Origin of the sequence: Acuticoccus sediminis (assembly GCF_003258595.1) — a bacterium.
Classification (GTDB): Bacteria; Pseudomonadota; Alphaproteobacteria; order Rhizobiales; family Amorphaceae; genus Acuticoccus; species Acuticoccus sediminis.
In genome coordinates this window covers 104,546-119,237 of record NZ_QHHQ01000009.1, presented here as the reverse complement: position 1 = coordinate 119,237, position 14,692 = coordinate 104,546, and the positions used below count along the sequence as shown (strand labels likewise).

12 protein-coding genes are annotated in these 14,692 nt (G+C 71.0%); 5 read left to right on the top strand and 7 right to left on the bottom strand.

Features of this window, described 5'->3' with window-relative positions; genetic code table 11:
* Nucleotides 1-2 precede the first annotated feature (2 nt).
* Nucleotides 3-1,088, top strand: coding sequence for an ABC transporter ATP-binding protein (locus DLJ53_RS29455; protein WP_111351839.1), 1,086 nt, complete (start codon nucleotides 3-5; stop codon nucleotides 1,086-1,088).
* A 183-nt stretch (nucleotides 1,089-1,271) separates the two neighbouring features.
* Here DLJ53_RS29455 and DLJ53_RS29450 read toward each other — a convergent pair whose 3' ends face one another.
* On the bottom strand, nucleotides 1,272-2,588 hold the full coding sequence (locus DLJ53_RS29450) for an NAD(P)H-dependent oxidoreductase (RefSeq protein ID WP_111351837.1): 1,317 nt from the start codon (nucleotides 2,586-2,588) through the stop codon (nucleotides 1,272-1,274).
* Between the two features lie 236 nt (nucleotides 2,589-2,824).
* Between DLJ53_RS29450 and DLJ53_RS29445 the strand changes: the two genes are divergently transcribed.
* The 4 genes from DLJ53_RS29445 to DLJ53_RS29430 all read left to right on the top strand — a co-directional run bounded on the left by DLJ53_RS29445 (nucleotide 2,825) and on the right by DLJ53_RS29430 (nucleotide 7,755).
* Complete coding sequence (locus DLJ53_RS29445) at nucleotides 2,825-3,997, top strand: 2OG-Fe(II) oxygenase (RefSeq protein ID WP_111351836.1); 1,173 nt, start codon at nucleotides 2,825-2,827, stop codon at nucleotides 3,995-3,997.
* Nucleotides 3,998-4,038: 41 nt separating this feature from the next.
* Nucleotides 4,039-4,569 carry a sigma-70 family RNA polymerase sigma factor gene (locus DLJ53_RS29440; protein ID WP_111351835.1) on the top strand — a complete coding sequence of 177 codons (531 nt, stop codon included), beginning with the start codon at nucleotides 4,039-4,041 and terminating at the stop codon, nucleotides 4,567-4,569.
* Nucleotides 4,562-5,308 (top strand): hypothetical protein, encoded by a 747-nt coding sequence (locus tag DLJ53_RS35350; RefSeq protein WP_162409675.1) that lies wholly within the window; start codon nucleotides 4,562-4,564, stop codon nucleotides 5,306-5,308. The genes DLJ53_RS29440 and DLJ53_RS35350 overlap by 8 nt, the downstream gene beginning before the upstream one ends.
* 125 nt (nucleotides 5,309-5,433) lie before the next feature.
* On the top strand, nucleotides 5,434-7,755 hold the full coding sequence (locus DLJ53_RS29430) for a methyl-accepting chemotaxis protein (RefSeq protein ID WP_111351832.1): 2,322 nt from the start codon (nucleotides 5,434-5,436) through the stop codon (nucleotides 7,753-7,755).
* A gap of 22 nt (nucleotides 7,756-7,777) precedes the next feature.
* Here DLJ53_RS29430 and DLJ53_RS29425 read toward each other — a convergent pair whose 3' ends face one another.
* Genes DLJ53_RS29425 through DLJ53_RS29400 form a run of 6 tightly spaced genes read right to left on the bottom strand, consistent with a single transcriptional unit; the run spans nucleotide 7,778 to nucleotide 14,690 of the window.
* On the bottom strand, nucleotides 7,778-8,992 hold the full coding sequence (locus tag DLJ53_RS29425; RefSeq protein ID WP_111351830.1) for an ROK family transcriptional regulator: 1,215 nt from the start codon (nucleotides 8,990-8,992) through the stop codon (nucleotides 7,778-7,780).
* Nucleotides 8,993-9,049: 57 nt separating this feature from the next.
* Complete coding sequence (locus DLJ53_RS29420; protein WP_111351828.1) at nucleotides 9,050-10,126, bottom strand: ABC transporter ATP-binding protein; 1,077 nt, start codon at nucleotides 10,124-10,126, stop codon at nucleotides 9,050-9,052.
* A 3-nt stretch (nucleotides 10,127-10,129) separates the two neighbouring features.
* Nucleotides 10,130-11,641 carry an argininosuccinate lyase gene (locus DLJ53_RS29415; RefSeq protein WP_111351826.1) on the bottom strand — a complete coding sequence of 504 codons (1,512 nt, stop codon included), beginning with the start codon at nucleotides 11,639-11,641 and terminating at the stop codon, nucleotides 10,130-10,132.
* Nucleotide 11,642: 1 nt separating this feature from the next.
* Nucleotides 11,643-12,479: a carbohydrate ABC transporter permease gene (locus tag DLJ53_RS29410; RefSeq protein WP_111351825.1), complete on the bottom strand. Its 837-nt coding sequence runs from the start codon at nucleotides 12,477-12,479 to the stop codon at nucleotides 11,643-11,645.
* Nucleotides 12,480-12,487: 8 nt separating this feature from the next.
* Nucleotides 12,488-13,381: a carbohydrate ABC transporter permease gene (locus DLJ53_RS29405; RefSeq protein ID WP_111351823.1), complete on the bottom strand. Its 894-nt coding sequence runs from the start codon at nucleotides 13,379-13,381 to the stop codon at nucleotides 12,488-12,490.
* 58 nt (nucleotides 13,382-13,439) lie between these two features.
* On the bottom strand, nucleotides 13,440-14,690 hold the full coding sequence (locus DLJ53_RS29400; protein WP_111351821.1) for a sugar ABC transporter substrate-binding protein: 1,251 nt from the start codon (nucleotides 14,688-14,690) through the stop codon (nucleotides 13,440-13,442).
* Between the last annotated feature and the right edge of the window lie 2 nt (nucleotides 14,691-14,692).

Below are 14,692 nucleotides of genomic sequence, written 5' to 3'. Positions count from 1 at the left end.
CCATGGCCGACCTCGCACTCCTCAACCTGCGCAAGCGCTACGGCAGCCACGTCGCCGTTCGCGACATCGACCTCTCGCTGAATTCCGGCGACTTCCTCACGCTGCTCGGCCCCTCCGGCTGCGGCAAGACGACGACGCTCAAGCTCATCGCGGGCATCGAGGCGCCGGACGCCGGCAGCATCCGCCTCGGAGCCAGGGACGTCAGCCGCGTGCCGGTCAATCGGCGCGGCATCGGCTTCGTCTTCCAGAGCCTCGCCCTGTTCCCGCACCGCACGGTGACGGAGAACGTCGCCTTCGGCCTGAGGATGCGGGGCGTGCCCCGTCGCGACATCGCCGAGCGGACGACGCGCGCGCTCGACCTCGTCCGGCTCTCGGCCCACCGGGACAAGCTCCCGCAGCAGCTGTCCGGCGGCCAGCAGCAGCGGGTGGCGCTCGCCCGGGCGTTCGTGATCGAGCCGCCGGTCATGCTGCTCGACGAGCCGCTCAGCGCGCTCGACCGCAACCTGCGCGAGGCGATGCAGGTGGAAATTCGCGACCTGACCCAGCGCCTCGGAATCACGTCGGTCTTCGTGACCCACGACCAGGCCGAGGCGATGGCGCTGAGCGACCGCATCGCCGTGATGAACGACGGCGCCATCGAGCAGTTCGGCAGCCCGCAAGAGGTGTTCCGCCGGCCAGCGACGCCGTTCGTGGCGGCCTTCATGGGCGTGTCGAACCTCTTTCCGGCCATGGCGGAGGGCGACGGGCGGCTCCGGCTCGACGACTTTCCCGACTGCGCGATCGAGGCCGCCGTCCCGCTTTCGCAGGGCGAGCGCGTGACCGTCGCCCTCCGGCCGGAGGACGCATGCCGGTGCGAAACCGACGCCGGCTGGGCGCTGACGGTGCGTCGCTCCATCTACCAGGGCACACGCGCCTCGGTCTGGCTGGGGCTCCCGTCGGCCCCCGCCGGTTCTGCCGAGATCGAGGCGACGCTCCCCATCGCCGGCGCGCCGCCAGCGACGGGCGAGACGGTCCACGTCACCTGGCCGGTGGACCGGGTGATGATCTTCCCGCAAGACCCCGGCCGGAAGACCCGGCCCGCGGCGTGAGGCGGCCGCGCCTCCCCGTCGTGCCCCGCGCGGGGGCGGGGCCGGGATCAGGCCTCGGGATGGGCTCCCGCCCCGTCAGGTCCCGAGGCGGTCCTCGCTAACCGCGGCCCGGTCCCGCCGTCCGGACCGGCGCGGCGGGGTGCGAGTCCGGAGATGCGCGTGGGGGAATGCGCGCCGGGTGGATCAGGCCGCGAGCTTCGGTCGCTCGGCGTCCTCCATCGCGCGGCGGTAGGCGACGGCCGCGTCGCCGTCCTTCAGGGCCACGTCGCTCCAGCCGACGATCTCGCCCATCTTCACGGCGCGGGTCAGCGTGACGTCCTGCGCGAGGCCGATCGGCAGCGCACCCTCACGCAGCGACCGCTCGGCCGGGATCACCTTGCCCCACACGCAGTAGCCGCCCTCGCCGTCCAGCGTCTCGCCCGCCGCGAGGTCGCGCTTGGCGCACGCCACCGTGTCGCCGGTGAAGGCGCGCGCGGAGCCGGTCGCCTTCCCTTCCAGCGCCGCGAGCAGCACCGACATGTTGAGCTCCAGCCCGATCATGTGGAACGGCCGGTACATCGCGGCGTACTGGCCGGTGGAGTCGGTCGGCATCCCGTACTGGCGGAAGCAGGCGGCCGCATAGTCGTTCGGCGCCTTCACCACGACGTAGACGCCCCAGCGCAGGTCCCCGGCGACCTGCCGCCCGTCCGGCTCCATCGAGGTGACGACCTCGGTGACACCCTCCCGCTCAAGGACGCCCCCGATCGCCTTCGGACGGAGGATGTGGGCGAGGTCGTGCGCGCCCGCCGGCGGGAACAGCAGGCCGTCCGACGGCACCGCGAGGCCGCACGCGTTGGCGATCGCCGCCATCTCGATGCTCGACTTCGTGCCGTCCACGAAGGAGTTGAACATCTTGGGGTTCATCCCTGCGACGCGCGCGGCCTCGGGGGTAATGTTGTAGTGGCTCCAGACCGTGTCCGGGGTGGACTGGTGGTAGTGGGCCATGTGCTTCGTGCCCTTGCCGGCCGCCGCGACCTCGAAGCCGCAGCAGCGCGCCCACTCCACCATCTCGGCGACGAGGGCGGGCTGGTCGCCGTAGGCCATGGAGTAGACGGTGCCGGCCGCGGCCGCCTCGCGGGCGAGGGCGACGCCGGCGAGGACGTCCGCCTCCACGTTCACCATGACGATGTGCTTGCCGGCCGCGAACGCGGCCCTCGCGTGGGTGATGCCGGCGCGCGGATGGCCCGTCGCCTCGATCACCACGTCGACGTCGTCCCGGGCCAGCGCGGCGAGGCTGTCGTCGGTGAAATCCGTCCCGGCGACGGTCTCGGCGCTCCAGCCGACGGCGCGGCAGGCGGCCCTCGCCGCGTCGACGCGCAGGTCCGCGATCACCGCCACCTCGAGCCCCGGCGTCGTCGGCACCTGGCTGAGGAACATCGAGCCGAACTTGCCCGCGCCGATGAGGCAGACCCGCACCGGCCTCTCCTTCGCGCGCTCCAAGAGCTGCCGATAAAGGAACATCGCAATCCTCCCACTGGTCTTGTTTTGCCGGGACACTAGCACGTGCGCGGGCGATCCCCAGCGGGACACGTGACGCAGAGTCGGCGTTTCGCGGCCGATCGGCCGCCGCCTCCCGGTCCGCGCAAAGGGCCGCGACCGCCGCCGATCACGTTGCCGTCACCCGGCGCCGTCCGCCACGGGGATGACACCCGCCGATGGCTCCGTAAACATGACGAACGATAGCGGAGCCGACCGACATGTCCTCACCCGATCCCGCCGCGAGCGAGCCCGTGCGACTGCTGCCCGGCGACCCCGCCCCGGGGTTCATCCAGCGCAGCGTCGCCAATCCCCGCTACGCCTTCGACTCCGCCGCCGGCCGCTACCTTGTGCTCTGCTTCTACGGCAGCGCCTCCGACGCCCACACCGACGCGGCGCTGCAGGCCGCCTACGCCAGGACGGACCACTTCGACGACGCCCGCGCATGCTTCTTCGGCGTCAGCGTCGATCCGAGGGACGAGGCGGAGGGGCGCGTCGCCAACCGCATGCCCGGCTACCGCCACTTCTGGGACTTCGACCTCGTCGCCTCCCGCCTCTACGGGGTCGTGCCGAAGGACGCCGCGCCCGGCAGCGGCCCCATCGCCCTCGCCCGCCACTGGTTCGTGATCGACCCGACCATGCGGGTGATCGCCGCCGTCCCGTTCCGCGCCGACCGGGGCGACATCGCCGAGGTGATGGCCGTCCTCGACGACCTGCCGCCGCCGGAGCGGTTCGCCGGCATCGACCTGCAGGCGCCCATCATCTTCCTGCCGCGCGTGTTCGAGCCCGAGCTCTGCCGTCACCTGATCGGCCTCTACGAGGAGCAGGGCGGCGAGGAGAGCGGCTTCATGCGCGAGGTCGACGGCCGCACCGTCGGCGTCACCGACGCGAGCTTCAAGCGCCGCAAGGACTACAACATCGCCGACCGCGCCCTGATCGGCCAGCTCCAGGGGCGCTTCCTGCGCCGCGTCATCCCGGAGATCGCCAAGGTGCACCAGTTCAAGGCGACGCGGATGGAGCGCTACATCGTCTCCTGCTATGCGGCCGAGGACGGGGGCCACTTCTCCGCCCATCGCGACAACACCACGAAGGGGACGGCGCACCGCCGCTTCGCCGTGTCGGTCAACCTCAACGACGACTTCGACGGCGGCGAGGTGAACTTCCCCGAGTACGGCCCACGGTCATTCAAGGCTCCGCCGGGCGGCGCGGTGGTCTTCTCCTGCTCGCTGCTGCACAAGGTGAGCCGGGTGAGGCGGGGCCGCCGCTATGCGTTCCTGCCCTTCCTCTACGACGATCAGGCGGCCAGGATCCGGGAGGCGAACATGCGCTACCTCGGCACGCAGGAGGGCCAGGACGGCGCCGCGGCGAAGCCCGCCGCCGAGCCCGAGGCCTAAGCGGGGCGCGCCAGCAACGGGGAGCCCGAGCCGGAGACGAGATGAGCGCAGAGGACATCGACATCGTCGGTCAGCTCGACGCGCTGCGCCGCTACGCGCGCGTCCTGACCCGCGATCCGGAGGGCGCGGACGATCTCGTCCAGGCGACGCTGCTGCGCGCGCACGAGCGCCGGTCGTCGTTCCGGGAGGGCGGCGACGTGCGCGTATGGCTGATGTCGATCATGCACAACCTCTTCGTCGACGAGCGGCGCAGCACACTCGCCGCCGAGGCCCGCGAGCAGGCCTGGGCGGAGCTTCACCAGCGGCCCGTCGCGCCGGCCGGCGAGGCCGCCGCCCGGCTGTCACAACTCATGACCGCCTTCCTGTCGCTGTCGGGCGAGCAGCGCGAGGCGCTCCACCTCGTCGCCGTCGAGGGGCTCGACATTGCCGCAGCCGCCGCCGTGCTCGACCTTCCGGCCGGAACCGTGATGTCCCGCGTCGGCCGTGCCCGCGCCGCGCTGCGCACCTTCGAGGACGGTGCCCGGCCGGCACCGCCCCGGGCGCTCAGGATCGTCGGCGGGCGCCATGACTGAGCCTGGACCGCCGGAGCCCGGCGGCCGGAGTTCCGCGGGGACGGACGCCGAGGCCGTCTTCGCCATGGCCGACTACTTCGCCGCGCACCCCGACCGGGCCGCCGACGTCCTGGTGGACGCACGCCACGCCGAGGCCCTGCGGCTCGCCCTCGACGCCGGGCAGGCGCCGACCCCGCAGGCTCTCGTCGCCGAGGCGCGCCGCCTGGAAGGCTCGTTCCGCCGCCGCCGCCGCATCAGGCGCCTCGCACCCGTCCTCCTGGGCGCCATGCTGTTCGGCGCCGGATGGCTCGGCCACGGCCTCCTCCGGACCGCGGCGCCGCCGGGCGTGCCGCCGGTCGTCGAGGCGGCCCTCGACGCGCAGGCCGCGCTCGACCGGCGCCACGCGATGCTGTCCCAGGCGGAGAGCGCCGTCCTCGACGTCGAGGAGATCGGCGCCGCCCTCGGCGTCGAGGTGCCGCAGATCCCGGCCGGATGGATCGTGCGCGACGTCCAGGTCGTGGCCGCGCCGGACCGGCCCGCCGTCGCCATCGCGTTCGACGTGCCCGAGCTCGGCCGCGTGCTCCTGTTCTCGACCGCCCGCGCCGCGGACGACACCCTGGACCCTCTGACGGCGTTCGAATACGCCGACAACGCCGTCGCCATGTTCGAGCAGGGCCACTCCGCCTACGTCCTCCTCGACACCGCCGGCCATCCCGACCAGCTCCGCACCAGCGCCACGCTCCTCCTGCGTCGCGGCTGACCCCGGGCCGGTCCGGAACGCTCCGCCCGTCGCGGGGCCCCGGCACGGGCGGGCGCCGTCCGCAGGGTTGCGCAAGCTGCCGCCGGTAGGCTTCCCGCCACCACGCGTGGGAGAGGTCCGGAAGAGTGAGCAAGATCCTGGGACGCGCACCCAATGCGCTCAACAACATCGCGCTGTCGCTGAAGCTGATCGCCTCGGTGTCTGTCGTTCTCGCCCTGCTGCTCGCCGTCTGGGGCTTCGGGCACCGCGGCGTCGGCGAGATCGACGGGATGTTCTCCCACTACCGCCGGAGCGCCCACGCCGACATCTTCCTGTCGGGGCTGCGCACGCGGGTGATGCGCGCGAACCTTGCCGTCGCCAACTTCGTCGGCCGGAACGGTGAGGTCTCGGCCGCGGACGCCGCCGTCACCGTCAACGCCATCAGCGACGACGCCACGGCCGCGCGCGCCGAGGCCCTGTTCGAGGGGGACCCCGCCGTCCTCCCGGCCGTGCGCGACATCCTCGGGCGCGCGGACACCTATGCCGCGCTCTTCGATCGTCTCGCGGCCGAGCAGCGGCGCTATGACGACCTCTTCGCCGAACTCGAAAGCGAAGGGCAGGCGCTCAAGGTCGCGCTGGAGGGGCTGATCCGCTCGGTCTTCACCGGCGCGGACGGCGATGCCGAGCGCGAGGTCGCCACCTTCGAGGAACACGCCCTCCTCGGCGAGGTGGAGGCGCTGCGGTTCCTCGTCGACTTCAAGCCGGAGCCCGCCGCCGCCGCGCGCCGGGAGTTCGGCGAGGCGACGACAGGCATCGAGCGCTACCGCAACACCAACCCGCAGCGGATCCGCCAGACCGAGAGCGTCCTCTCCGCCCTCGGTGCCTACCGCGAGACCTTCGACGCCATCGAGACCGTCATCGTGCGCCGCAACGCGCTCCTCCGGGACGAGATCATCCCGCTGGAGACCCGGATCCTCGCCGACGTCCAGCACCTCGCCGAGGCGCAGGAGGCGGCGCAGCGCACCCTCGACGCCGAAGCCCCGTCCGCCGTCGCCTCGACGCAGTCGACGACGTTCCTGCTGTCGATCGTCGCCGTCCTCGTCGCCGTCGCCGCCGGGTTTGCCATCGTGATTACCGTCGGACGGCCGATCCGCGCCCTGACCGGCGTGATGAACCGCCTCGCCGACGGGGACACCGACTTCGCCGTCCGGCCGGACAACAGCCGGGACGAGTTCGGCCAGATGTGGACCGCCCTCGCCAAGATGCGCACCACCACCGAGGACGCCTTCAGCCGGGCGCAGATGATCGATCAGGTGCCGATGCCCGTCATGGTGGCGGACCCCAACGACGATTTCCGCATCACCTACATGAACAAGGCGACGCGCAAGCAGCTCGGCCTCATCGAGCACCTACTGCCGATCCGGGTGGACGAAATGGAGGGCGCCTCGATCGACCGCTTCCACAAGAACCCGGCGCATCAGCGGGCGATCCTCGCGAACCCGTCCATGCTTCCCTATTCAACGACGATCAACCTCGCCGGGGAGGAGCACCTGCACCTCACCTGCTCGGAGGTGCGCGACCGGGCGGGCCGCTACTCTGGCACGCTGCTGTCGTGGGAGATCGTCAGCCAGAAGGTCCGCAGCACCCGCGTCTTCGAGACGACGGTGAAGGCGACAATGGACCAGATGGCGGCGACCTTCACCGGCATGCGCCATCAGGTCGACGGGATCGTCGGCAGCGTGCGCACCACGCAGGGCGAGCTGACGGCCGGCGTCGGCGCCGTCGGCCAGGCGGCCGCCAGCGTCCAGATGGTCGCGTCCGCCGCGGAGGAGCTGTCGTCTTCCATCACCGAGATCACGCAGCGGATCTCGAGCTCGTCCGAGCGGATCCGGCGGGCGTCGCACGACACGCAGTCTGTGGCTGCGCAGGCCAACGAGCTCCTCGCCGTCAGCGGGCGGATCAGCAAGGTGGTGGAGACGATCTCCGACATCGCCGGGAAGACCAACCTCCTCGCCCTCAACGCGACCATCGAGGCCGCGAGCGCCGGGGAGGCCGGCAAGGGCTTCGCGGTCGTGGCGCATGAGGTGAAGGACCTCGCCACCCAGACCGCCGAGGCGACGCAGGAGGTCACCCAGCAGATCGACGCGATCCAGAAGCAGGTCGAGACCGTGGTCGGCGGCATCACGGAGGTGTCGCAGACCATCGAGTCGATGCGCGAGACCTTCAGCGGGGTCGCCGCCGCGGTGGAGGAGCAGCAGGCCGCCACGCACGAGATCACCGTCAACGCCCAGTACGCGGCGAGCGGCGTCTCGACCGCGTCGGACACGCTGCGCAACGTGGAGGACCTTTCCAAGGGCAACCTCACCGCCGCCCAGCTCCTGTCGACGGCGACGTCCGAGCTCAGCGAGGCGAACGACAACCTCGGCCGCGAATCCGACTCCTTCCTCGTCGAGATGAAGCGGAGCTGAGCGGGCGTCAGGCCGCGGCGCGTCAGTCCCGGGCGCCGGCGGGGTCGAACGCCTCGGGCGTCGCCGGGAGGTCGCTGAGGAGGAGGTCGTGCACGTGGCTGATCGCCATGGCGACGGCGCCCACCTCGGCCGCCTTGCCGCCGAGACGGCTCGCCTCCACCGGCACGGGGTCGGGCATGCACCGCGCGAGCTGGGCGCGCACCAGCGCCAGAAGCTCCGGCCGCACGCCGATGCTGCCGCCGAACACCACCGCCTCCGGGTCGAGCAGCGCCCGGATCGCGACGATCACCACTGCCAGCGTGCGCGCCACCTCGTCGAGCACCCGCGCGGCGGCAGGCGCGCCGGCGTTGTAGGCATCGAAGAGGGCGATCATCGACGCGTCCTTCGGGCCGCCGTACGCCCGGTAGCGCTCGAGGATGGCAACGCTGGAGATCGCCCGCTCCAGCGTGCCGGCGTGAAAGTTGCGGCTGTCGAACGGGTCCCCGCCCAGCGGGAGCCACGCGATCTCGCCCGCCGCACCGCGGGCGCCGCGCACGATCTGCCCCTCCGAGACGAGGCCGAGGCCGACGCCGGTCCCCATCGCCAGGAAGGCGAAGGTGCCGGTCGACCAGGGGCTCCCCCGGCTCAATTCGCCGTTGGCCGCCAGCGTCACGTCGTTCTCGGCGAAGACCGTCATGCCGAGCCGCGCGCCCAGCACCGCCTCGAGGTCCATCCGGTCGAGCCCGGCGACGTTGGTCACGAGGCTGAGACGGCGGCTCTGCCGGTCGTAGGCGCCGGGTACGCCGATCGCGCCGCAGGCGATCCGCTCCAGCGGCAGGCCGCGGCTCGCCGCCAGACGCCCGACCAGCGCGACGATCTGGTTCACCACCGCCTCGCCGCCGGCCGGTTCGGTGGGCTCGCGCGCCTCGGCGACCGTCCTGCCGGTGAGGTCGGCAATGCAGACGCGGAGGCTCGTGCCGCCGAGGTCGCCGCCCCACACGTGGCAGCGCGACGGGTTGAGTTCGTAGTTGGTGGCGCTGCGGCCGACGGCGCCGCGCTGCTGGCCCACCGCGCGCAGCCAGTCCTCCTCCAGCAGGTCGCGCACGATGTCGGACATCGTCTGCTTCGACAGTCCCGTGCGGCGCGACAGCTCCGCGCGCGAGATCGCGCCGGCCCGCACCACCTCCCGCAGAACCGTTCGCAGGGAGCTGCGACGGCTGTGCGAGTGCGCCGGAAAGCGAAGTAGGTGCTCGTTCATTCCAACAGCCAATCTTGTGTGCGTCGCGCGCGGCGCCGGTCCGGACGGATGCCCGGATCAGTGCCGCGGCAGCGCGAGGCCGCTCTCGCGGTCGAAAAGGTGCAGGGCGCGGGGCGATGCGGCGACCGTTACCGGACCGCCGGGCGCAAGGCCGTTCGCCGCCTCCGCCTTGGCGACCAGCGCCTGCCCGCCCGCCTTCAGATAGACAAGAGCGTCGTGCCCCAGCCGCTCGACGATCTCGACCTCGCCGGTGATCGCGCCGTCGCCCTCGCCGGCGGGTCCGACGCGAAGCTCGTCCGGCCTCAGCCCCACCGTGACCGGCCCGGCCGCCCCGCCGCCGGCCCAGGCGGCGGTGAAACCGGACAGCCCGTCGAGCGTCACGCGCCCGTCCGCGCCGAGCGCGCCCGGCACGAGGTTCATCGACGGGCTGCCGACGAACTGCGCCACGAACGTGTTCACCGGCCGCTCGTAGAGGTCGTCCGGGGTGCCGAGCTGCTCGATGTGCCCGTCACGCATGATGGCGATCCGGTCGGCGAGCGTCATCGCCTCCACCTGGTCGTGGGTGACGAAGACGATCGTCGACCCGAGCCGCTGGTGAAGGCGCTTCACCTCGAGGCGCATCTGGGCGCGGAGCTGGGCGTCTAGGTTGGAGAGCGGCTCGTCGAACAGGAAGACGGCGGGGTCGCGCACCATCGCACGGCCGATCGCCACGCGCTGGCGCTGCCCGCCGGAGAGCTGCGAGGGCTTGCGCTCCAGGAGCGGCGTCAGGTCGAGGATCGCGGCCGCCTCGCGGATCCGCTTGTCCTTCTCGCGCTTGTCGAGCTTCGCCGTCCGCAGGCCGAAGCCGATGTTCCTGTAGACGGTGAAGTGCGGGTAGATCGCATAGTTCTGGAACACCATCGCGATGTTGCGCGCCTTCGGCTCCACGTTGTTGACGACGCGCCCGCCGATGGCGATCTCGCCGCCCGACACCTCCTCGAGGCCGGCGAGCATGCGCAGGGTCGTCGACTTGCCGCAGCCCGACGGCCCGACGAGGACGATGAACTCCCCGTGCGCGATCTCGAGGTCGATGCCGTGCAGCACCTCGACCTGTCCGTAGCGCTTGACGAGCTTTCGGATGGAAACGTCCGCCACGGATCAGCCCCCCGCCCCGCTGAGCGCGCCGAACGCCTCCGACAGCGCCGCCGCGGCGACGGCCTCCCGCTCGGCGTGGTGGACCGCCGCCTCCTCCAGCGCGCCGAGGCGGGCACGATAGGTCTCCAGCGCGGCGGCCATCGCGGCCGGCCCCGGCCCGCCGTGCCGCTCGCGCACGGCGACGAAGTGCTCCGGACCGACGGCGGCGCGGAAGGCGTCCTCGTCGAGCCGGCTCGGCCGCCCCGCGAGCCGCTCGAACGCGGCCGCGAAGGCTGGGTACGCGTCGCTCAGCACGCCCTTTCCGGCGACCACCGCCGTCGCGACGGCCGACGCGATCTCGTGCCCCTCGCGGAAGGACAGGCCCTCGTCGCGCACCAGCGTGTCCGCAAGCTCGGTGATGGTGATGCAGGAGCGGTCGATGTTTCGCCGCACGTTCTCCGGCTCGACCCGCGCCCCGCCGAGCACCGCCGCGAGCAGGTCGAGGACGCGCCCGGCCGTCGCGAACGCCGCGAGGCCCGTCACCTGCACCTCCGCCTCGCTGTCGTTCATGTCGGTGAACGGCGTGTTGTGCATCGTGCGCACCACGGTCTCGGCCTGGCCGAGCGCCGTCGAGGCGAGGTGGCGCATATGCTCGATGGGCACCGGATTGCGCTTCTGCGGCATGATCGATGAGATCTGCACGAGGCTGTTGGCGACGTAGAGCTGGCCGACCTCGAAGCTCGTCCAGAACTGGAGGTCCTGCACCACGCGCCCGAGGTGCAGCATCATCAGCGCCAGCGCCGAATAGGGCGCCGTCACGTAGTCGACGCCGGCGATCGAGGCGTAGGAGTTGAGCGTCGGTTCGGCAAAGCCCAACAGCCCGGCCATCCGCGCCCGGTCGACGGGAAAGCCTGTCGTGGTGATCGCCGCCGCGCCCATCGGCGAGCGGTCGACCAGCGCCCGCGCCGCGTCGAGCCTGCCGATATCGGCGAGCAGCGTCTCCAGCGCGCCGGCGAGGTAGTGGCCGTACGTGGTCGGCTGGGCCGGCTGGCCGTGCGTGTAGGCGACGATGATCTCGCCCTTGTTGGCCCGCGCCGCGTCCAGCATCGTCCACGCCGTGGTGCGCGCGACGTCGAGCATGGCGTCGATGACCGCCTTGAGGCGCAGGCGGAAGATCGCGTGGTCGAGGTCGTTGCGGCTCCGCCCGGTGTGGAGCTTGCCGCCCAGCTCGTTGCCGACGCGGGCCTTCAGCGCGCCCTCCACCTCGAAGAAGAGGTCCTCGTGCGCGCCGGTGTAGGGCGAGGGGGCGAGGATGTCGGACGCCTCGATCGCGGCGAGCGCTGACGCGATCTGCCGTGCCTCGTCCCCGGCGAGGATCCCCGTCTCCGCCAGCATCACGCAGTGCGCCCGGTTGATGCGCATCAGCGGCTCCGCGAACACCGTCTTGGCGTGCCCGTAGAGCGGCGCCAGCACGGTCCGCGCGTAGACCGGATCCGGGAAGGTTGTCGTGTCGGTCGAGGTCGGACGATCGGTCATGTCAGCCTTTGAGTCCGGAGAGGACGACGCCGCGGATGATGTACTTCTGGAAGAGGATGAAGACGATCAGCGTCGGGATGGTCGACACGGCGGCGCCCGTCATCACCATCTCCCATCGCGTCAGGTTCTCGCTGGCGAAGGACGACAGGCCCACCGGCACCGTGAAGAGCGTCGACTCCGACGTCGCGATGAGCGGCCAAAGGAACGCCGTCCAGTTGCCGAGGAAGGTGAAGATCGCCAGCGCCGAAAGGGCCGGCGTCACCAGCGGCATCGCGATCTCCCACCAGATGCGGAATTCCGACAGCCCGTCGATGCGCGCCGCGTCGATCAGCTCGTCCGGCACCGTCATGAAGAACTGGCGCATCATGAAGACGCCGAATCCGGTGATGAGGCCCGGGAACATGATCCCCCAGTAGGTGTCGAGCCAGCCGAGGCTGGCGCTCATCAGGTACCAGGGGATGACGAGCATCTCGGTCGGGATCATCAGGGTCGACAGGATCGCGATGAAGACGACGCCGCGCCCGCGGAAGCGGTACTTGGCGAGCGTGTAGCCCACCAGACTGTCGAAGAAGAGCACCGACACCGTGACCAGCGTCGACGTCACCAGCGAGTTGACGAACCAGTCGAGGAAGCGCGCGTCCGCCAGCAGCGCCGCGTAGTTCTTCAGCGTCGGACGAACCGGGATGAGGCGGAGGTCGTAGACCTGCTCCGGCGTCTTCAGCGACGTCGAGATCATGTAGGCGAACGGCATGATCATGACGATCCCGCCGAGCATCAGGAGCGTCCAAACGACGATCCTGCCGGGCCGGATGCGGGGGCGGTGCAGCGCCTGGCTCATGGCGGCGCTCATGACGACCGCAGCAGCCGGAGCTGCACTACGGTGATCACGAGGAGCACCAGGAAGAGCACCATCGTCTGCGCCGTCGCGTAGCCCATGTCGTAGTCGACGAAGGCGGAGTTGTAGATGTTGAGGACGAGGGGCCGTGTCGCGTTGAGCGGCCCGCCCTGGCCGTCGACGGTCATGTTGTAGACCTGGTCGAAGATCCTCAGGAAGCCGATGGAGGAGATGACGATCAGGAAGAGGAGCGTCGGCCGCAGCAGCGGCAGCGTGATCTCCCGCAGGATCGTCCAGCTCCCGACGCCGTCGATGCGCGCGGCCTCGTAGTAGGTCTCCGGAATGGCGCGCAGGCCGGCGAGGAAGATGATGACCTGGAAGCCGAGGCCGGCCCAGATCGCCGGCGCGAGCACCGACGGCAGCGCCTGGTCGACCGAGCGCAGGAACGGCTGCTGCGGCAGACCGAGGCTCGACAGGACGTCGTTGAAGAGGCCGATCGGCACCGGCTCGTAGAACCAGCGCCAGACCCACGCCATCGCCACCGCCGTGGTGAGGTAGGGCACGAAGTAGAGCCCGCGGATCAGCCCGTGCATCACCCGCACGCGGTCGAGGAAGTAGGCGACGGTGAAGGAGATCAGCAGGCTGATCGGGAGCCCCAGCGCGAGGTACTTGAACGTGTTGGCGAACACCTTCCAGAAGACGGGATCGGCGAACATCTTCCGATAGTTGGCGAATCCGATGAACTTCGGCTCGCGGAACAGGCTCCAGTTGGTGAGCGAGATCCAGGCGGAATCGAGCGTCGGGTAGAAGCGGACCACCACGAAGAAGACGATCGGCACGGCGAGGAACACCCACGCCCAGAGCGCCTGCTTCTGGTGGATCGTCAGACTGTCGATGGCGCGCATGGGGCCTCCTCGCCTCCGTGGCCCGGCGACGGTGCCGCCGGGCCGCCGCGGGTGCGGCCTACTCGGCGTAGAACTCGTCGAGGAGCTTCTGCTCGGCCGTCGCGGCCTCGGCGAGCGAGTCCTCCACCGAGACGCCGCCGATGTTGATCCGGTCGATCATGTCGAGCCAGATCTGCCGCTGCGCCGATTCGTTGACGAACTCGGTCGTCTGCGCGCCGTCGAGGCCGGCGAGGAACGGGCCGTAGACCGGGTCGGCGAGGTTCTCCTCGGTCAGCGCGACCGACGGGCGGGCGGGAAGCTCGCCCACCACCTCGAGCCAGAGCTGCATCGCCTCGGGGCGGGTGATGAACTCCAGGAACTTCAGCGACGCCTCGAGCTCTTCGCCCTCGGTGCCGCGCGTGATCCCGTTCACCCAGTAGGAGGCGTAGTTGGACGAGACGCCGTTCTGCGTGGGGAGCGGCGCGACGCCCCAGTTCAGCCCCTCCATCGCCTGGACGGCGCCGATGCGGAACGAGCCGTCGATGAGGATGCCGGCGCGCTGCGCCGCGAAGGACGCCTGCGACTCGTTCATGAAGCCGTATTCGGTGGCGTCGTGGACCATGAACATGTCGGTGTAGTCGTGCAGCGCGGCCGCGCCCTCTGGCGTGTCGTAGGTGACGGTTCGGCCGTCGTCGGAGTACGGTGCGCCGCCGTGCTGGCGGATCAGCACCTCGCGCCACCAGTGCGCGTCCTGGGCGACCGGCGTCGCGGTGATGCCGGCGACGAGGAGGTTGCCGCTGCCGTCGTGCTCGGCGATGGCCTTGGCCGCGGTGACCAGCTCCTCGTACGTGGCGGGCGGGCTCTCCGGGTCGAGCCCGGCCTTCGTGAAGAGGTCCTTGTTGTAGAACATCGCCAGCGAGCGCACCGCGGTCGGCAGGCCGTAATACTGCCCGTCGACCTTCATGCGCTTGACGATGGGGAAGTACTCCGCGTCGATCGTCGCGGGGTCGAAGGTCTCGGCCGGCAGCGGCTCGAGGAGGCCCGCCTTCAGGAAGTCCGGCAGCCAGCCGTAGTAGAGCTGGACGACGTCCGGCCCCTGCCCCGCCATCACCGCCGCGGCGATCTTGGTGCGGTACTGCGCGTAGGGAAAGTGCGTGTGCTTGACGGTGATGTCGGGGTTCTCGGCCTCGAACGCCTCGATCAGCTGGTCGATCGCCTGGACGCGCCCCTCGAAGTAGTACTGCCAGTACTCGATCTCGACCGCCACCGCAGGGGTGGACAGAAGCGCCGCGCCCAGCGCGGCCGATGCGATCGCCGTTTTCAACGTCATCA

What these genes read in the sequence shown, in the direction of transcription:
- DLJ53_RS29455 (WP_111351839.1), top strand. Translation starts at nt 3, where the DNA reads ATGGCCGACCTCGCACTCCTCAACCTGCGCAAGCGCTACGGCAGCCAC.
- DLJ53_RS29450 (WP_111351837.1), bottom strand. Translation starts at nt 2,588, where the DNA reads ATGTTCCTTTATCGGCAGCTCTTGGAGCGCGCGAAGGAGAGGCCGGTG.
- DLJ53_RS29445 (WP_111351836.1), top strand. Translation starts at nt 2,825, where the DNA reads ATGTCCTCACCCGATCCCGCCGCGAGCGAGCCCGTGCGACTGCTGCCC.
- DLJ53_RS29440 (WP_111351835.1), top strand. Translation starts at nt 4,039, where the DNA reads ATGAGCGCAGAGGACATCGACATCGTCGGTCAGCTCGACGCGCTGCGC.
- DLJ53_RS35350 (WP_162409675.1), top strand. Translation starts at nt 4,562, where the DNA reads ATGACTGAGCCTGGACCGCCGGAGCCCGGCGGCCGGAGTTCCGCGGGG.
- DLJ53_RS29425 (WP_111351830.1), bottom strand. Translation starts at nt 8,992, where the DNA reads ATGAACGAGCACCTACTTCGCTTTCCGGCGCACTCGCACAGCCGTCGC.
- DLJ53_RS29415 (WP_111351826.1), bottom strand. Translation starts at nt 11,641, where the DNA reads ATGACCGATCGTCCGACCTCGACCGACACGACAACCTTCCCGGATCCG.
- DLJ53_RS29410 (WP_111351825.1), bottom strand. Translation starts at nt 12,479, where the DNA reads ATGAGCCAGGCGCTGCACCGCCCCCGCATCCGGCCCGGCAGGATCGTC.
- DLJ53_RS29405 (WP_111351823.1), bottom strand. Translation starts at nt 13,381, where the DNA reads ATGCGCGCCATCGACAGTCTGACGATCCACCAGAAGCAGGCGCTCTGG.
- DLJ53_RS29400 (WP_111351821.1), bottom strand. Translation starts at nt 14,690, where the DNA reads ATGACGTTGAAAACGGCGATCGCATCGGCCGCGCTGGGCGCGGCGCTT.